Below are 13,314 nucleotides of genomic sequence, written 5' to 3'. Positions count from 1 at the left end.
CGTCGTGTCCGTCGCGATCGTCTGGTTCGCCGGGTACGTCGTCTACAAGCTCTTCCAGGGCCAGCGCTGATGCCCTTCGTCTTTCCCGAGGGCCTCGCGCCCGAGGTGTACCCGCTCGCGTGGCTCGTGGGCCGCTGGCGGGGCGAGGGCGTCATCGAGTACGCCGGCATCGACGCCACGCCGTTCGTCCAGGATCTCGTCTTCGACCACGACGGCGGGCCGTACCTGCGCGTCGAGTCCACGCTGCGGGTGCGCTCCGGCGCCGCGGCCGACGGCGAGACGTACGGCGACGACGAGCCCGACACCGTCTGGTCCACCGAGACCGGCTACTGGCGCGTGTCCACCGACCGCCCCGACGGGCTGGAGGAGGACCGGCACCCGATCGAGGTCCTGCTCACCGACGCGTCCGGCCGGCTCTCGCTGTTCCTCGGCGCGGTCGGCAACGGGCGCATCGACCTCGCCACGGACTTCGTGGCCCGCACCTCCAGCGCCGTCGAGGTCACGGCCGCGAAGCGCCTGTACGGCCTCGTCGAGGGCCAGCTCATGTGGGTCGAGGAGATCGCGGCGTTCGGGCACCCGCTCGGCTCGTACGCCTCCGCGAAGCTCGACCGGCAGCCCGTCGCCCAGGACTGACCGCACCACCGTCGCCGAGGGAGTCACCCCCTGATGGACAGCATGGACAGCCCGCTGCTCGCGCGACCCGGCGCCGTGCCCGCGTCGGGGCCCGACGCCGGCGTCGCCTGGCACTACGGCGACCCCGTGGCCGAGCAGCGCGCCCTTGTGCGCGGGGACGCCGTCGTCGACCAGTCCCACCTGGGCGTCGTGCGCGTCAGCGGGCCGGACCGGCTCGGCTGGCTGCACTCGATCACCTCGCAGGACGTGGAGTCCCTCGCCCCGCGGACGTCCACCGAGCTGCTCGTCCTCTCGCCGCAGGGGCACGTGGAGCACGCCGCGGGCGTCGTCGACGACGGCGAGGCCACGTGGCTGGTCACCGAGGGCGACCACGCCGCGCCGCTGGCCGCCTGGCTCGACTCGATGCGCTTCATGATGCGGGTCGAGGTCGCCGACGTCACCGCCGAGTACGCGGCGGTCGGTGAGCCGGTCGCCGCCGAGGGCGCCGAGGGCGAGCACGTCACGTGGTGGGACACCTGGCCGCGGGTCGCGGCCGGCGGCACCCGCTACGGCCCGCCCGCCGACGGGCACCCGGGCGGGGACCGCCCCTGGCGGCTCGTCCTCGTGCCCCGCGCCGACCTCGCCGCCGCCGTCGCCGAGCGCGAGACCGCGGGCCGGCGGCTCGTCGGCACCTGGGCCACCGAGGCGCTGCGGGTCGAGGCGTGGCGCCCGCGGCTCGGCCGCGAGGTCGACCACCGCAGCGTGCCGCACGAGCTCGACTGGCTGCGCACCGCCGTCCACCTGCACAAGGGCTGCTACCGCGGCCAGGAGACGGTCGCCCGCGTGCACAACCTGGGCCGGCCGCCGCGCCGTCTGGTGCTGCTGCACCTCGACGGCTCCCAGCACGTGGTCCCGGAGGCCGGCGCCGAGGTGCGGGTCGGCGGCGCCGACGGGCGCGCCGTCGGGACCGTGACGACCGTCGCGCGGCACCACGAGCTGGGCCCCGTGGCGCTCGCCGTGATCAAGCGGTCCGCGCCGGAGGACGCCGGGCTCGTCGTCGTCGGCGAGGCCGGCGGCACCGAGCTGGTCGTCGACGCCTCCCAGGAGGTCGTGGTCCCCGGCGACGGGGTCTCCGCCGACCGCCCGGAGGCGCACGGGCCGCTCGCGCGCGGGCTGACTCCCCGCGGACCGGACGCCCCGCAGAGCCTGCTGTGACCCGGCGCCGCGACCGCGACGCCGCCGTCGGCGGAGCCGTCGTGAGCGTGCGTGGTGCGAGGCGCGATGGGTGAGCCCCCGGCCCGGCGGGCCGGTGCCGCGGCGCGCGCGGCCCTGCGCACGCTGCCCGGCCGCATCCGCGTGCGCCAGGGCGTGTCGCGCCTGCGCACCTCGTTCTGGCCCGTGCTCCAGGCGGCCCTCGCCGCCGGCGTCGCGTACGGCCTCGCCACGGTCGTCCTCGGCCACGAGCAGCCGTTCTTCGCGGCGATCGCCGCGTGGGTGTGCCTCGGCTTCAGCTTCGACCGCGAGCTGCGCAAGGTGGCGGAGGTCGCCGTCGGGGTCGCCGTCGGCGTCGCGCTCGGCGACCTCATGGTGCACGTCATCGGGTCGGGCTGGTGGCAGATCGCGCTGGTCATGGGGGCCTCGGCGCTGATCGCCCGGTTCATCGACCGGGGCCCGCTGCTCACCATCCAGGCGGGCGTGCAGGCGGGCGTCGTCGTCGGCCTGCCTGCCGCCGTCGCGACGAGCGGTGCGCTGGGGCGGTGGACGGACGCCCTCGTCGGGGGCGCCGTGGCGCTGCTCGTCGCGCTGGTCACGCCCGGGGACCCGCGCCGCCGGATCCGCGCGCTGGCCCTCGAGGCGACGCGTGAGCTCGCGCTCACGCTGGAGGCCCTCGCCCGCGGCCTGCGCGACGGCGACGCCGACGAGCTGGCCGCCGCCCTCGTGCGGGGCCGCGCCGCCGAGCGGGTCCTGGAGGACTGGCACGACCTGGCGACCAAGTCGTACGAGATCGCGCGGGTGAGCGTGAACCGGGTGCACCGCACGGAGATCACGCGCCTCGCGGCGCAGGCCGTCCTGGTCGACCGGGCGATGCGCAGCGTGCGCGTGCTCGCCCGCCGCGCCCCCGCGGCCCTGCGCTCCCTCGGCCTGCTGGACGGCGACGACGTCGACCACCGGGTGTCGGTCGTCCCGCTGTCCGGCGCGATGCCCGCGCCGCCCGACGTCGACCCGGTGGCCGACCCGGTGGCCGACCTGGTCGTGCGGTACGCGCAGGGCGTGCGGCTGCTGGCGGCCGCGCTCGGCTCCGGGACGGGTCTCGACCGGGCGCGCGACGCGCTGGCCGCCGTCGCCCGTGACGTGGACCCGCGCACCCTCGGCGAGGGCCACTGGCAGGTGCAGTCGCTGGTGCTGCTGCTGCGCTCGCCCGTCGTCGACACCCTCGAGGCGTCCGGGATGACGCCCGACGCCGCCCGGGCCACGCTGCCGGAGATGTGACCGCAGGCAGACGGGTGCCGGTCAGCGGGCCCCGAGGACGTCCGCTGCGTCCGTGTCGTCGGCCAGGAGCTGGTGCGTGAGCTGGTCGACCAGCTGGTCGACCTCGGGCTCGTCGCCGCCGGGCCACTCGTCGACGTAGCGCTGCAGCCGACGCCGTTCGGCGTCGCGGATCCGCTCGAACGCCGCGTCGCCGGCGGGCGTGGCGCGCACGGTGTCGTCGGCGACCTCGACCAGCCCGCGGTCCCGCAGGGCCTCGGCCACCCGGCGCACGACGTCCGGCGGCACCTCGGTGCGTTCCGACATGAGCCGGACGGACCGGGTGTGCTTGAGGGCGACGCGGGCGACCATCCAGCACTCGGTGGCCGTGAGCCCGAGCTCGTCGGCCACCAGCTCGTACACCCGCCGGGGGTCGCGCTTGCCGACCCGGCGCCACAGGATGAGCCGCAGCTCCTCCAGCGACGTGCGGCTGGACGGCAGGGCGAAGGACTCGCCCACGGCCTGACCTGCCGTCGGGGCGTCGTCGCTGCGGGTCGCGGTGCGCAGCTCGACCTCGGGCAGGAGCCACGTCAGCAGGAACGCGAGCGCCGCCACGGGCACCGCCCACAGGAAGACGACGTGCAGCGCGTCGGCGTACGCGCCGGTGAACCAGTCCTGCACCTCGGGCGGGCACTGGGCGAGCCCCTGCGTGGACGCGGCCAGCGTCTCAGGGCCGCACGGCCCCTGCGCGGACGGGGGGACGCCCGTGAGGAGCTCGTCCGTGAGCCGGTTCGCGAAGATCGTGCCGAAGACTGCGACGCCTACGGACGAGCCGATGGTGCGGAAGTAGGTGGCGCCGGACGTCGCGGTGCCGAGGTCGCGGTAGTCGACGGCGTTCTGCACGGCGATGACGAGCACCTGCGTCACCATGCCGAGCCCCGCGCCGAGGACGAACATGCTCACGCCGGCCTGGGCCGTCGTCGTGTCACGACCCATGAGGGAGAGCAGGTAGAGCCCGCAGGCGGTGACCGCCGTGCCGATGATCGGGAAGTGCTTGTAGCGCCCGGTGCGGGAGATGAGCTGGCCGGAGCCGATCGAGGTGATCAGCATGCCGAGCATCATCGGCGTCATCTCGAGGCCGGACTCGGTGGGCGTGGAGCCCTTGACCGTCTGCAGGTAGAGCGGCAGGTAGGTGATGGCGCCGAACATCGCGAACCCGACGACGAACCCGACGACGGCGGCGACGGTGAACACGCGGCTGCGGAACAGGTGCAGCGGCAGCACCGGCTCGGCCGTCCGGCGCTCCACGACGACGAACGCGACCAGCGCCCCGACGGCGAGCGCGACCATGGCGTACACGGGACCGGAGGACCACTCCCAGGTGGTGCCGCCGAGGCTCGTCACCAGCACGATCGACGTCGAGACGAGGCCGAGCAGGATGATCCCGGCGTAGTCGATCCGGGGCTTGACCCCGGCGTCGATGTGCGGCAGCACGGCGGCGACGACGAGGAGCGCGACGACGCCGATGGGGATGTTGATGTAGAAGACCCACCGCCAGTCGAGGTTGTCGACGAAGAACCCGCCGAGCAGCGGCCCTGCCACCGAGGAGACGCCGAAGACCGCGCCGAACAGGCCCTGGTAGCGCCCGCGCTCCCGCGGGGGGACGACGTCGCCGATGATCGCCTGGGACAGCACCATGAGCCCGCCGCCGCCGACGCCCTGGACGGCGCGCCAGGCGATGAGCTGGCTCATGGTCTGGGAGGTGCCGGACAGGATCGAGCCGGCCAGGAAGATGACGATGCAGGCGATGAAGAGGGCCTTGCGCCCGTACAGGTCGCCGAGCTTGCCCCACAGGACGGTGGTGGCCGTGCTGGCCAGCATGTAGGCGGTGACGACCCACGACAGGTGCTCGGCCCCGCCGAGGTCGGAGACGATCGTCGGCAGGGCGGTCGCGACGATCGTCTGGTCGAGGGCGGCGAGGAGCATGGCGAGCATGAGCCCGCCGAAGATCGCCCAGACCCGGCCCTGGGGCAGCGCCCGGGGCTCGGCCGGCGGCGCGGTCGGTGCGGTCATGGGGCGCCCTCCCGGCGTCGGGGCGGACGGCGAGGCCCGCGCGTGGTGGTGCGTGCGTCCGGTTGGCACGTTGCCACGGCCCGCCGCCCACCGCCCGCCGAACAGGTGGTTCCTCCGGGATCCAGGACGTCAGACCCGGAGGAACCACATGTTCGGCACCTTGTTGTCGTTGAGTAGTTGATCAGATACAGTACTAATCGTGATGCAGCAAGACGAGGTCCAGCCGGCGGACGACGCGTTCTCCGCCGACCTGCTGCGCGGCCACACCGACACGATCGTGCTCGCGACCCTGCGTCGCGGGGACCGCTACGGCTTCGAGATCTACAAGACGATCCGCGACGCCACCGGTGGAGCGCACGAGATCAAGGAGGCCACGCTCTACGCGACGTACCGCCGCCTGACCAAGGACGGCCTGGTCGAGGCCTACTGGGGCGACGAGTCCCAGGGCGGGCGCCGCAAGTACTACCGGATCACCGACGCCGGCCGCGCCGTCTACCGGCGCAACGTCGCCGCGTGGGTCGCCACCCGCGACGTCGTCGACGCCCTCCTCAGCACCGCAGCCCGCCCCGGGGCCAGCACAGACAAGGACTCCGACCGATGACCACCGTCCACCGCCTGCTCGACGACGCCTTCGCCGGCGTCGAGCCGTCCCCCGAGGTCCAGGACCTCAAGGAGGAGATCCGGGCGAACCTCGAGGCCCGCGCCGCGGAGCTGCGTGCCGGCGGCGCGTCGCCCGACGACGCGGCGCGGCAGGCCTTCGACGACCTCGGCGACGTGCGTGCGATCCTCGCCGACGTGCGGTCCGACGTCGCCGCCCGCGACGGCGGGGAGCCGCGCACCGCCCTGCAGGCGGCGCTCGCCGCCGCCGAGCACCACCGCGTGCGCCCGCGGCCCCGTTTCGTCCTCGGAGTCGTCCTCGCCGCCCTCGTCGGCGCGTCCCTCGTCGCCCTCGCCGTGCTGGCCTCGGTGGACGTGCTCGCCCTGCCCGCCCCGGCGGTCGCGGCCTTGCTGGTGACGGCGGCCAGCGCCGCCGGCTTCGTCGTCGGGCTCTCCCTGTCGCAGGAGACGACGACCAACCACCCGATGCCGTCGCGCCGGGCCGGCGGCTACTACCTGGCGACCGCGCTCGCGGTCCTCGCCGTGCTCCTGGCGGCGTTCGTGCTCCTCGGGACGTTCGCCCCGTGGGTGTACGTCGTCGCCGCCGCGGCCCTGGTCGTGGCCGGCACGCTCTTCACGATGCTCGGCGTGACCCAGACCAACCGCAAGAAGGCGTGGGTTCGGGACGTCGCGCGGGCGCAGGCCACGGACGGGCACTTCGACCGCTTCGACCAGGACCCGGCCGCGGCAGCGCGGTTCGGCGTCTACACGGTCGTGATCTGGCTGACGGCGTTCGTGGTCTTCGTCGTCGTCGGCCTCACGGCCGGCTGGGCGTGGTCCTGGCTGACCTTCGTCGTCGCCCTCGCGGTGATGATGCTCGTCCTCGCCCGGATGCTCTTCACCCCGAAGGGAGAACCGCAGCAGAAGTGACGCAGGAACGGTCCCGGGCGACGGCCATCGCCCGGGACCGGTGGCTCGGGTCCGGTGCGCGACCGCACCACGAGACGCACTCCCAGCCTAGGGCGTGCGCCGGACCTCCGGACGAAGGGACGTCACCGCGACGTCCCGGCAAGGAGCAAGCATGTCCACGACCTGTCAGGGACCGGCGATCGACGTCGCCGGCCTGACCAAGACCTACCGCACCGGCCGCGGCGCGCCCGACGTGCGCGCCCTCGACGGCCTCGACCTCACGGCGGCGCCGGGCAGCGTGCTCGGCCTGCTCGGCCCGAACGGCGCCGGCAAGTCCACCACCGTGAGGATCCTCGCCACGCTCTCGGCGCCGGACGGCGGCACCGCCCGCGTGGCCGGCCACGACGTCGCGCGCGAGGCGGCCGCGGTCCGGCGCGCCATCGGCTACGTGGCACAGCGCCCCGTGACCGACCCGATGGGCACCGGCCGCGAGAACCTCGTGCTCGCCGGGCGGCTGCAGGGCCTCGGCCCCCGCGCCGCCCGGTCGCGCGCCGACGAGCTGCTGCGGCGCTTCGGCGTGGCCGACGCCGCCGACCGCCTGGTGAAGACCTGGTCCGGCGGGATGGCGCGCAAGCTCGACGTCGCCGTCGGCCTCGTGCACCGCCCGCGGGTGCTGTTCCTCGACGAGCCCACCACGGGCCTCGACCCGGAGGCCCGCGCCGCGATGTGGGCGGAGATCGAGCGCATGGCGTCCGGCGACGGCATGACGATCCTGCTCACGACCCACTACCTGGACGAGGCCGACCGGCTCGCGGACCAGGTCGTCATCGTCGACGGCGGACGCGTCGTCACGTCCGGCAGCCCGGACGCCCTGAAGGACGGGCTGCGCGGCGACGGCGTGACGGTCGAGCTCGACGCCGCGCACGGCGCGGACCTCGCGGCCCGGGCCGCGGCGGGCGTGCCCGGCGTCGTCGACGTCGCGGTCGACGGGCGCACGCTGCGGGCGCGCGCCGACCAGGGCGCCACCGCGCTGCCGGCGCTGCTCACGGCGCTCGACGCCGCGGGCCTGGCCGTGCGGGCGGCGGGGCTGTCGCGCCCGACGCTCGACGACGTCTACCTGGCCCGCACCGGCCGCAGCCTGGCGGAGGCGAACCGGGCCGGCGCCCGCGAGGAGACGGCGGAGGCGGCGGCATGAGCGCACCGGCACGGACCGCACGACCGGCGCGGACCGGGGCCCTCGTCCAGGCCGCGCTGCTCACCGGCCGCCAGGCGCGCCAGGGCATGCGTATCCCCGTATTCATGGTGATGAACCTGCTGCAGCCGATGATCTGGCTGCTGCTGTTCGGCCAGCTCTTCCGGTCCGTCATCGAGATTCCTGGCTTCGCGGGCGGCGCCGACGTCACCTACCTGGAGTACCTCACGCCCGGCGTGGTGATGATGACGGCGATGGGCGGCGCCGCGTGGGCCGGCACCACGTTCGTGCAGGACATGGAGCGGGGCGTCATGGACCGCTTCCTCGCCTCGCCGACCAGCCGGGGCGCGCTGCTCGCCGCGACGATGGCCTGGTACGCGCTGCTCGCGTGCGCGCAGGCGCTCGTGGTGGTCGGGGTGGCCTGGCTCGGCGGCGCCCGGTTCCCCGGCGGGTGGGCCGGGGTCGCGGTGATGCTCGTGGCCGTGGCGCTGCTGAGCTGCCTGTTCGCGGCGCTCTCCGGTGCCGTCGCGCTGCTCACCCGGCAGCAGGAGGCGCTGATCGGCGTCTCCCAGCTGCTCACCATCCCGCTGATGTTCCTCTCGTCGGCGGTCATGGACCCGTCGCTGGCGCCCGACTGGATCGCCGGCGTCGCGCGGTTCAACCCGTTCGACTGGGCCGTCGTCGTCGCGCGGGACGCGCTGCAGGGCTTCGCCGACCCGGCCGCCGTCTGGGGCCACCTGGCGCTGCTCGCCGCCGCCGTCACGCTGATGGGGGCGCTCGCGACGTCGGCCTTCCAGGCCTACCGTCGCTCGCTCTGAACCGCGCGGGTCGCGACCAGGCGCTTCCTGGGTGCCGAACATGTGGTTGGTCCGGGACTCAGGTCATGAGTCCCGGACCAACCACATGTTCGGCACCCAGGTCGGGCATGTTGGGCCGGAGGGTTCGGGGCGGGCAGGGTACCGTCGTCGGTCATGGAGGTCGCCGTCAGCGCCCTGCGCGCCGAGCTGAAGTCGTGGATCGAGAAGGCCCGCGCGGGCGAGGAGGTCGTCATCACCGACCGCGGGGTCCCCGTGGCGCGGCTCAGCGGGGTCGAGTCGGCGGACCTCGTCGCCGGGCTGGTGCGCGACGGGCTCCTCACCCCGGCCACGGCCGACCGCCCCGCGCACGCCGTGCCCGACGGGGCGCCGACGACGGGCGGCCCGCGCCCCGGCGGGCGCTCGCCGTCACGCGTGTCGGGCATGTCCGAGCTCGTGCGGCGCATCCGCCGCTGACGGCCCGACCCACGACGACGCACCCCGCGACGACCGCACCCACCCACGGACCGGACGGAGCACGATGGCCCTCGTCTACCTCGACGCGAGCGCACTGGTGAAGCTGTGCGTGCGCGAGCCCGGCTCCGAGCTCGCCAGCGCCCTGTGGAACCGGGCCGACGTCGTGGCGACCTCCCGCGTGGCGGACGCCGAGGTCCGCGCGGCGCTGGCCGCGGGGGAGCGCGCCGGCGTGCTCGACCCGCTCGCGCGGCGCCGCGGCCTGGCCACGTGGGAGACGCTGTGGCCGGCGCTGCACGTCGTCGAGGTGTCGCCTCAGGTCACCGAGCGCGCGGCGGAGCTGCTCGACACCTGCCCGGTCCCGCTGCGCGGCGGCGACGCCCTGCACGTGGCCAGCGCCCTGACCGTCGGGCACGACGACACGGTCGTCGCCGCCTGGGACGAGCAGGTCGCGGGCGCCGCGCGCGCGGCCCGGCTGCGCGTCCTGCCGTAGCCGCCCGCGTGGCGTTCTCCCGTAGGCTCGAACCCGTGCTCCCGACCTTCATCATGTTCGTGCTCAGTCTGGTCGTGTTCGCGGTTCAGGCTGTCGCTTTCGTCGACGCCGTGCGACGCCCCGGCAAGGCCTTCACCTCCGAGGGCAAGCTCACCAAGAACATCTGGCTGCTGATCCTCGGCATCGCGGGGGCACTCGGCCTGCTCGCGGTCCTGGGGGTGCCCATGGGCTTCCTCAACGTCTTCGCGGTGGCCCCGGCGATGATCTACTGGGTCGACGTGCGGCCCCGCATCCAGCCGTACGGCACCGGCAAGCGGCGCCCGCAGGGCCCCACGGGCGGGTGGTGACGGTGACCGTGCCGACGACGGCGCCCGTGGCGCGGCAGGCGGTCCCGCTCGCGGAGGTGGTCCGCGGCGACCTGGTGGAGTCGGTGCACCTGGGGCACCTCGTGGTGCTCGACCCCGCCGGCGAGGCGCGCCTCGCGCTCGGTGATCCCGCCACGACGATCTGGCCGCGCTCGTCCGTCAAGCCGCTGCAGGCCGTGGCGATGCTCCGCTCGGGGCTGGACCTGCCCGACGGGCTGCTGGCGCTCGCCGCCGCCAGCCACAGCGGCGACGCCGGCCACCTCGCCGGGGTGCGGGAGATCCTCGCGGGCGCCGGGCTCGACGAGTCCGCCCTGCGCAACACCCCCGACCTGCCGCTCGGCGCCGCGGAGGCGCTCGCCTGGCAGGAGTCCGGCCGCGGGCCCGAGCGCGTCGTGCAGAACTGCTCCGGCAAGCACGCCGCCATGCTCGCGACGTGCGTCGCCGCGGGCTGGGACACGGCGTCCTACCTGGACACCGGCCACCCGCTGCAGGCGGCGGTGCGGTCCGCGGTCGTCGAGCTGACGGGCGGGGACGACGACGGCACGCACGGCACCGTCGACGGCTGCGGCGCGCCGCTGTTCTCGACGACGGTGCTCGGCCTGGCGCGGTCGTTCGGCCGGCTGGCGGCCGAGGCGTCCGACGGCGGGTCCACGGACCTCGGCCGGGTCGGGCGCGCGATGGCCGCCCACCCGGAGATGGTGGCGGGCCGCGGCCGCGAGGACACGCTGGTGATGCGGGCCGTGCCCGGCGCGGTCGCGAAGATCGGGGCCGACGGCGTGTGCGCGGCGGGCCTCCCGGACGGGTCGGCCGTCGCGTTCAAGATCCTCGACGGCGCGAACCGGCCCCGGCCGGCGATCCTCGCCGCCGCCCTGCGCGCCGCGGGCGCGGCCGGCGTGCCCGGCGCCGACCCGGCGGCCCTGGACGCCGCGGGGGACACGCCCGTGCTGGGCGGCGGCCGGCCGGTCGGGCTGGTCCGGGCGGTGCTCGACGGGGCGCTCGACCGCGAGACCGCGTCGTGAGGGCGGTGGTCCAGCGCGTCACGCGGGCGAGCGTCACGGTCGACGGCGAGGTCGTGGGCGCCATCGACCGTCCGGGTCTCCTGGCGCTGGTCGGGGTGACGCACGACGACGGCCCCGCCGAGGTGGCGACGGTCGCGCGCAAGATCGCCGAGCTGCGGATCCTGCGCGACGAGCGCGCGGCCGTGGACGTCGGGGCGCCGGTCCTCGTGGTTAGCCAGTTCACCCTGTACGCGGACGTGCGCAAGGGGCGCCGCCCCACCTGGAACAAGGCGGCCCCGGGCGCGGTCGCGGAGCCCCTGGTGGACGCGGTCGCCGCCGACCTGCGGCAGCGCGGGCTCGAGGTCGCGACCGGCCGGTTCGGGGCCGACATGGCGGTCGAGCTGGTGAACGACGGCCCGGTGACTATCCTGGTGGAGACCTAACAAACCGCTGAACTGCCCGTTCGCGCTGACCGGGAGGCGTCGGCGGAGAAGGCCGGGTCCGGCGGCGACGCCGCCCGGCATCGGGAGGCCGACGATGACCTCGACCCCGGACGGCCCCGCCACCCTGCCGGCGGGCGCACGGCCCGCCGCGCCGCACGTGGCGCGCCGTGTCGCGCGCCTCGTCGGCGACGACCGCGTCGCCGTCGCGGAGACGCTGGCCCGTCTCTCGCCCGAGCAGGTGGCGGGCCAGGCGGCCCTGCCCGACCCGCTCCCCGTGGCGCCCGCCGTCCGCGCCGCCGTCGAGGAGGCCCGTCTGCACGACGCCGCGCGCCGTGTGGTGCTCGCCGCCGGCGTGCTCGTGCTGGATCGCGTCGACGTGCTCCTGGGCGCGACGGGCGCCCCGGTCGAGCACCTGCTCGTCCCACCGCTCGTCGATCACCTGCGGCCGGCTGACGGGCGGTTCCGGCGCGTCGACCCGCGGGTGCGGGCCGTCGTCCACGAGGACGCCGGCATGGGTGACCGCACACGGGTGCACGCGGACCTGGCGGCGGAGCTCGACCGCGCCGGCGAGCCGGAGGCCGCGCGCTGGCACTCCGCCCTGTCGACGCTCGCGGGTGACCCCGCCCTGGCCGACGGGCTGGTGCGGTTGGCGGAGGACAGGCTCCTCCTGGGCGGGACGGTCACGGCGCACGCGATCGCGCGCGAGGCCGCGAGCCACGGCACGGGCGAGGTCCGGGCCCGTGCCTTCCTGGCCGCGGGCAGGGCAGCCTTGCTGTCCGGCCACCTGGACGACGCCGCGGCCTGGCTGGACCGGGTGACCAGCACCGGCGTGGCGTCCGTGCACGACGACGCAGAACGGGCCCGGGGGGCGGTGCGGGCCCTCGGCGGCCCCGGGGCGCGGGTCGGCATCGGCGCCGGCCCCGAACCGCCGGGCACGACGCTGGCCCGGATGGTGGTGCCGGTGGCGCAGGCTGCGGTGTCCCCGGCGGACATCGCGGCGCTCGTGGCGGTCGTCGATGCTCTCGCCCGGCTGGAGAGGGACCCGCAGGCGGTGGACGCGGTCCTGGCGCGCGCGGTCGTGTCTGCGGTGCCCGCGCGCGAGCCGTGCTCCTGGGACGAGCGGGGCGCGGTGCTCTCGCCGCTGGCCGAGGCGCACCTGCGTGTCGTGCAGGCGCTGGCGCTGCTTCGAAGCGGGGACGGTGCCCGGGCCGGGCACGTGCTCGCCGAGGCCGCGGCCCGGCTCCCGGTTGCTCAGGTGGGCGGGGGACTCGCCGCCGCGGTGGCCGGGTGCGTCCCGGACGGCGAGGAGCTGGCCGAGTCGCTGCGCGCCGTCGGCACGGCGCACGTTCCGGCGGCGTCCGCCGTGTGCCGTGCGGACTCGAGCCGCCCGGACCCCGGGGCCGCGGTGGTGCGCTCGCTGGTCGGCGTGGCGTGCGTGGGAGCCGACGACCGGGTCGCAGCGGAGCCCGGACGGCCCGGAGGGGGCGTCTGGGAGCGCTGGGCGGACGTGCTGACGTCGCGCGAGCTCGACGTCGCGCGGCTGGTGGCCGAGGGGCTGGCGAACAGGCAGGTCGCCGACAGGCTGTGCGTCTCGGTCCGCACGGTGGAGGTCCACCTCGGGCGGGTGTTCCGCAAGGTGGGCGTGGGCTCGCGCGCCGAGCTCACCGTGCGTGCGCTGAGCCCTGCCTCCTGACCGCCACCCGCCGGCCTTCTAGGTGGAATCGCTTAGGTCGGTGCGTGCGGCGTGAGCCACTTCCTGTGGACATCCCGGATGGCAGCGATAGGAAACTCTCCTAACTTTCTCACCAGGGTCATCGTCGACCACGAGGGAGATCGAGGGAGATCATGCGAGCCTCACCTGCCGGACGTCCCACCGCACCCCCTGCCGCTCCGGGCCA

General features: G+C 75.7%; 14 protein-coding genes. 13 read left to right on the top strand and 1 reads right to left on the bottom strand.

Annotation, left to right across the window (positions count from 1 at the left end):
- Positions 1–69 precede the first annotated feature (69 nt).
- From EYB28_RS18085 to EYB28_RS18075, 3 genes are all read left to right on the top strand, one after another.
- A complete protein-coding gene (locus EYB28_RS18085; protein WP_166850808.1) occupies positions 70–633 on the top strand; it encodes an FABP family protein in 564 nt (187 codons plus the stop codon).
- Between the two features lie 33 nt (positions 634–666).
- Positions 667–1,827 carry a folate-binding protein gene (locus EYB28_RS18080; protein ID WP_240930635.1) on the top strand — a complete coding sequence of 387 codons (1,161 nt, stop codon included), beginning with the start codon at positions 667–669 and terminating at the stop codon, positions 1,825–1,827.
- A gap of 66 nt (positions 1,828–1,893) precedes the next feature.
- Entirely contained in the window at positions 1,894–3,102 is a 1,209-nt protein-coding gene (locus EYB28_RS18075) for an aromatic acid exporter family protein (protein ID WP_166850805.1), read from the top strand.
- Between the two features lie 21 nt (positions 3,103–3,123).
- On the opposite strand, the gene EYB28_RS18070 is transcribed toward EYB28_RS18075, so the two are convergent.
- On the bottom strand, positions 3,124–5,151 hold the full coding sequence (locus tag EYB28_RS18070; RefSeq protein ID WP_166850802.1) for an MFS transporter: 2,028 nt from the start codon (positions 5,149–5,151) through the stop codon (positions 3,124–3,126).
- Between the two features lie 202 nt (positions 5,152–5,353).
- Here EYB28_RS18070 and EYB28_RS18065 point away from each other — a divergent pair, with 202 nt between their 5' ends.
- The 10 genes from EYB28_RS18065 to EYB28_RS20555 all read left to right on the top strand — a co-directional run bounded on the left by EYB28_RS18065 (position 5,354) and on the right by EYB28_RS20555 (position 13,109).
- Positions 5,354–5,752, top strand: a complete 399-nt coding sequence (locus tag EYB28_RS18065; protein ID WP_166852745.1) for a PadR family transcriptional regulator — start codon at positions 5,354–5,356, stop codon at positions 5,750–5,752.
- Positions 5,749–6,678, top strand: coding sequence for a permease prefix domain 1-containing protein (locus EYB28_RS18060; RefSeq protein ID WP_166850799.1), 930 nt, complete (start codon positions 5,749–5,751; stop codon positions 6,676–6,678). The genes EYB28_RS18065 and EYB28_RS18060 overlap by 4 nt, the downstream gene beginning before the upstream one ends.
- Positions 6,679–6,829: 151 nt before the next feature.
- On the top strand, positions 6,830–7,852 hold the full coding sequence (locus EYB28_RS18055) for an ATP-binding cassette domain-containing protein (protein WP_166850796.1): 1,023 nt from the start codon (positions 6,830–6,832) through the stop codon (positions 7,850–7,852).
- On the top strand, positions 7,849–8,667 hold the full coding sequence (locus EYB28_RS18050) for an ABC transporter permease (RefSeq protein ID WP_166850793.1): 819 nt from the start codon (positions 7,849–7,851) through the stop codon (positions 8,665–8,667). The genes EYB28_RS18055 and EYB28_RS18050 overlap by 4 nt, the downstream gene beginning before the upstream one ends.
- 153 nt (positions 8,668–8,820) lie before the next feature.
- The gene (locus EYB28_RS18045; protein WP_166850790.1) at positions 8,821–9,120 is read left to right on the top strand and encodes a type II toxin-antitoxin system Phd/YefM family antitoxin; all 300 of its coding nucleotides are present in this window, start codon (positions 8,821–8,823) and stop codon (positions 9,118–9,120) included.
- 64 nt (positions 9,121–9,184) lie between these two features.
- Positions 9,185–9,610, top strand: a complete 426-nt coding sequence (locus tag EYB28_RS18040; RefSeq protein WP_166850787.1) for a type II toxin-antitoxin system VapC family toxin — start codon at positions 9,185–9,187, stop codon at positions 9,608–9,610.
- Positions 9,611–9,645: 35 nt separating this feature from the next.
- Complete coding sequence (locus EYB28_RS18035; protein ID WP_240930634.1) at positions 9,646–9,957, top strand: DUF2516 family protein; 312 nt, start codon at positions 9,646–9,648, stop codon at positions 9,955–9,957.
- Between the two features lie 2 nt (positions 9,958–9,959).
- Entirely contained in the window at positions 9,960–10,994 is a 1,035-nt protein-coding gene (locus EYB28_RS18030) for an asparaginase (RefSeq protein WP_240930633.1), read from the top strand.
- The gene (gene dtd / locus EYB28_RS18025; RefSeq protein WP_166850784.1) at positions 10,991–11,416 is read left to right on the top strand and encodes a D-aminoacyl-tRNA deacylase; all 426 of its coding nucleotides are present in this window, start codon (positions 10,991–10,993) and stop codon (positions 11,414–11,416) included. Before EYB28_RS18030 ends, dtd begins: the two co-directional genes overlap by 4 nt.
- Positions 11,417–11,510: 94 nt before the next feature.
- Positions 11,511–13,109, top strand: a complete 1,599-nt coding sequence (locus EYB28_RS20555; RefSeq protein ID WP_304599256.1) for a helix-turn-helix transcriptional regulator — start codon at positions 11,511–11,513, stop codon at positions 13,107–13,109.
- The last annotated feature ends 205 nt before the right edge of the window (positions 13,110–13,314 follow it).

Origin of the sequence: Isoptericola sp. BMS4 (genome assembly GCF_011634835.1) — a bacterium.
Taxonomy (GTDB): domain Bacteria; phylum Actinomycetota; class Actinomycetes; order Actinomycetales; family Cellulomonadaceae; genus Isoptericola.
This window is presented reverse-complemented; position numbering and strand designations above follow the sequence as displayed.

Coding starts and splice junctions, on each gene's coding strand:
- EYB28_RS18085 (WP_166850808.1), top strand. CDS start 70: ATGCCCTTCGTCTTTCCCGAGGGCCTCGCGCCCGAGGTGTACCCGCTC.
- EYB28_RS18080 (WP_240930635.1), top strand. CDS start 667: ATGGACAGCATGGACAGCCCGCTGCTCGCGCGACCCGGCGCCGTGCCC.
- EYB28_RS18075 (WP_166850805.1), top strand. CDS start 1,894: ATGGGTGAGCCCCCGGCCCGGCGGGCCGGTGCCGCGGCGCGCGCGGCC.
- EYB28_RS18070 (WP_166850802.1), bottom strand. CDS start 5,151: ATGACCGCACCGACCGCGCCGCCGGCCGAGCCCCGGGCGCTGCCCCAG.
- EYB28_RS18065 (WP_166852745.1), top strand. CDS start 5,354: ATGCAGCAAGACGAGGTCCAGCCGGCGGACGACGCGTTCTCCGCCGAC.
- EYB28_RS18060 (WP_166850799.1), top strand. CDS start 5,749: ATGACCACCGTCCACCGCCTGCTCGACGACGCCTTCGCCGGCGTCGAG.
- EYB28_RS18055 (WP_166850796.1), top strand. CDS start 6,830: ATGTCCACGACCTGTCAGGGACCGGCGATCGACGTCGCCGGCCTGACC.
- EYB28_RS18050 (WP_166850793.1), top strand. CDS start 7,849: ATGAGCGCACCGGCACGGACCGCACGACCGGCGCGGACCGGGGCCCTC.
- EYB28_RS18045 (WP_166850790.1), top strand. CDS start 8,821: ATGGAGGTCGCCGTCAGCGCCCTGCGCGCCGAGCTGAAGTCGTGGATC.
- EYB28_RS18040 (WP_166850787.1), top strand. CDS start 9,185: ATGGCCCTCGTCTACCTCGACGCGAGCGCACTGGTGAAGCTGTGCGTG.
- EYB28_RS20555 (WP_304599256.1), top strand. CDS start 11,511: ATGACCTCGACCCCGGACGGCCCCGCCACCCTGCCGGCGGGCGCACGG.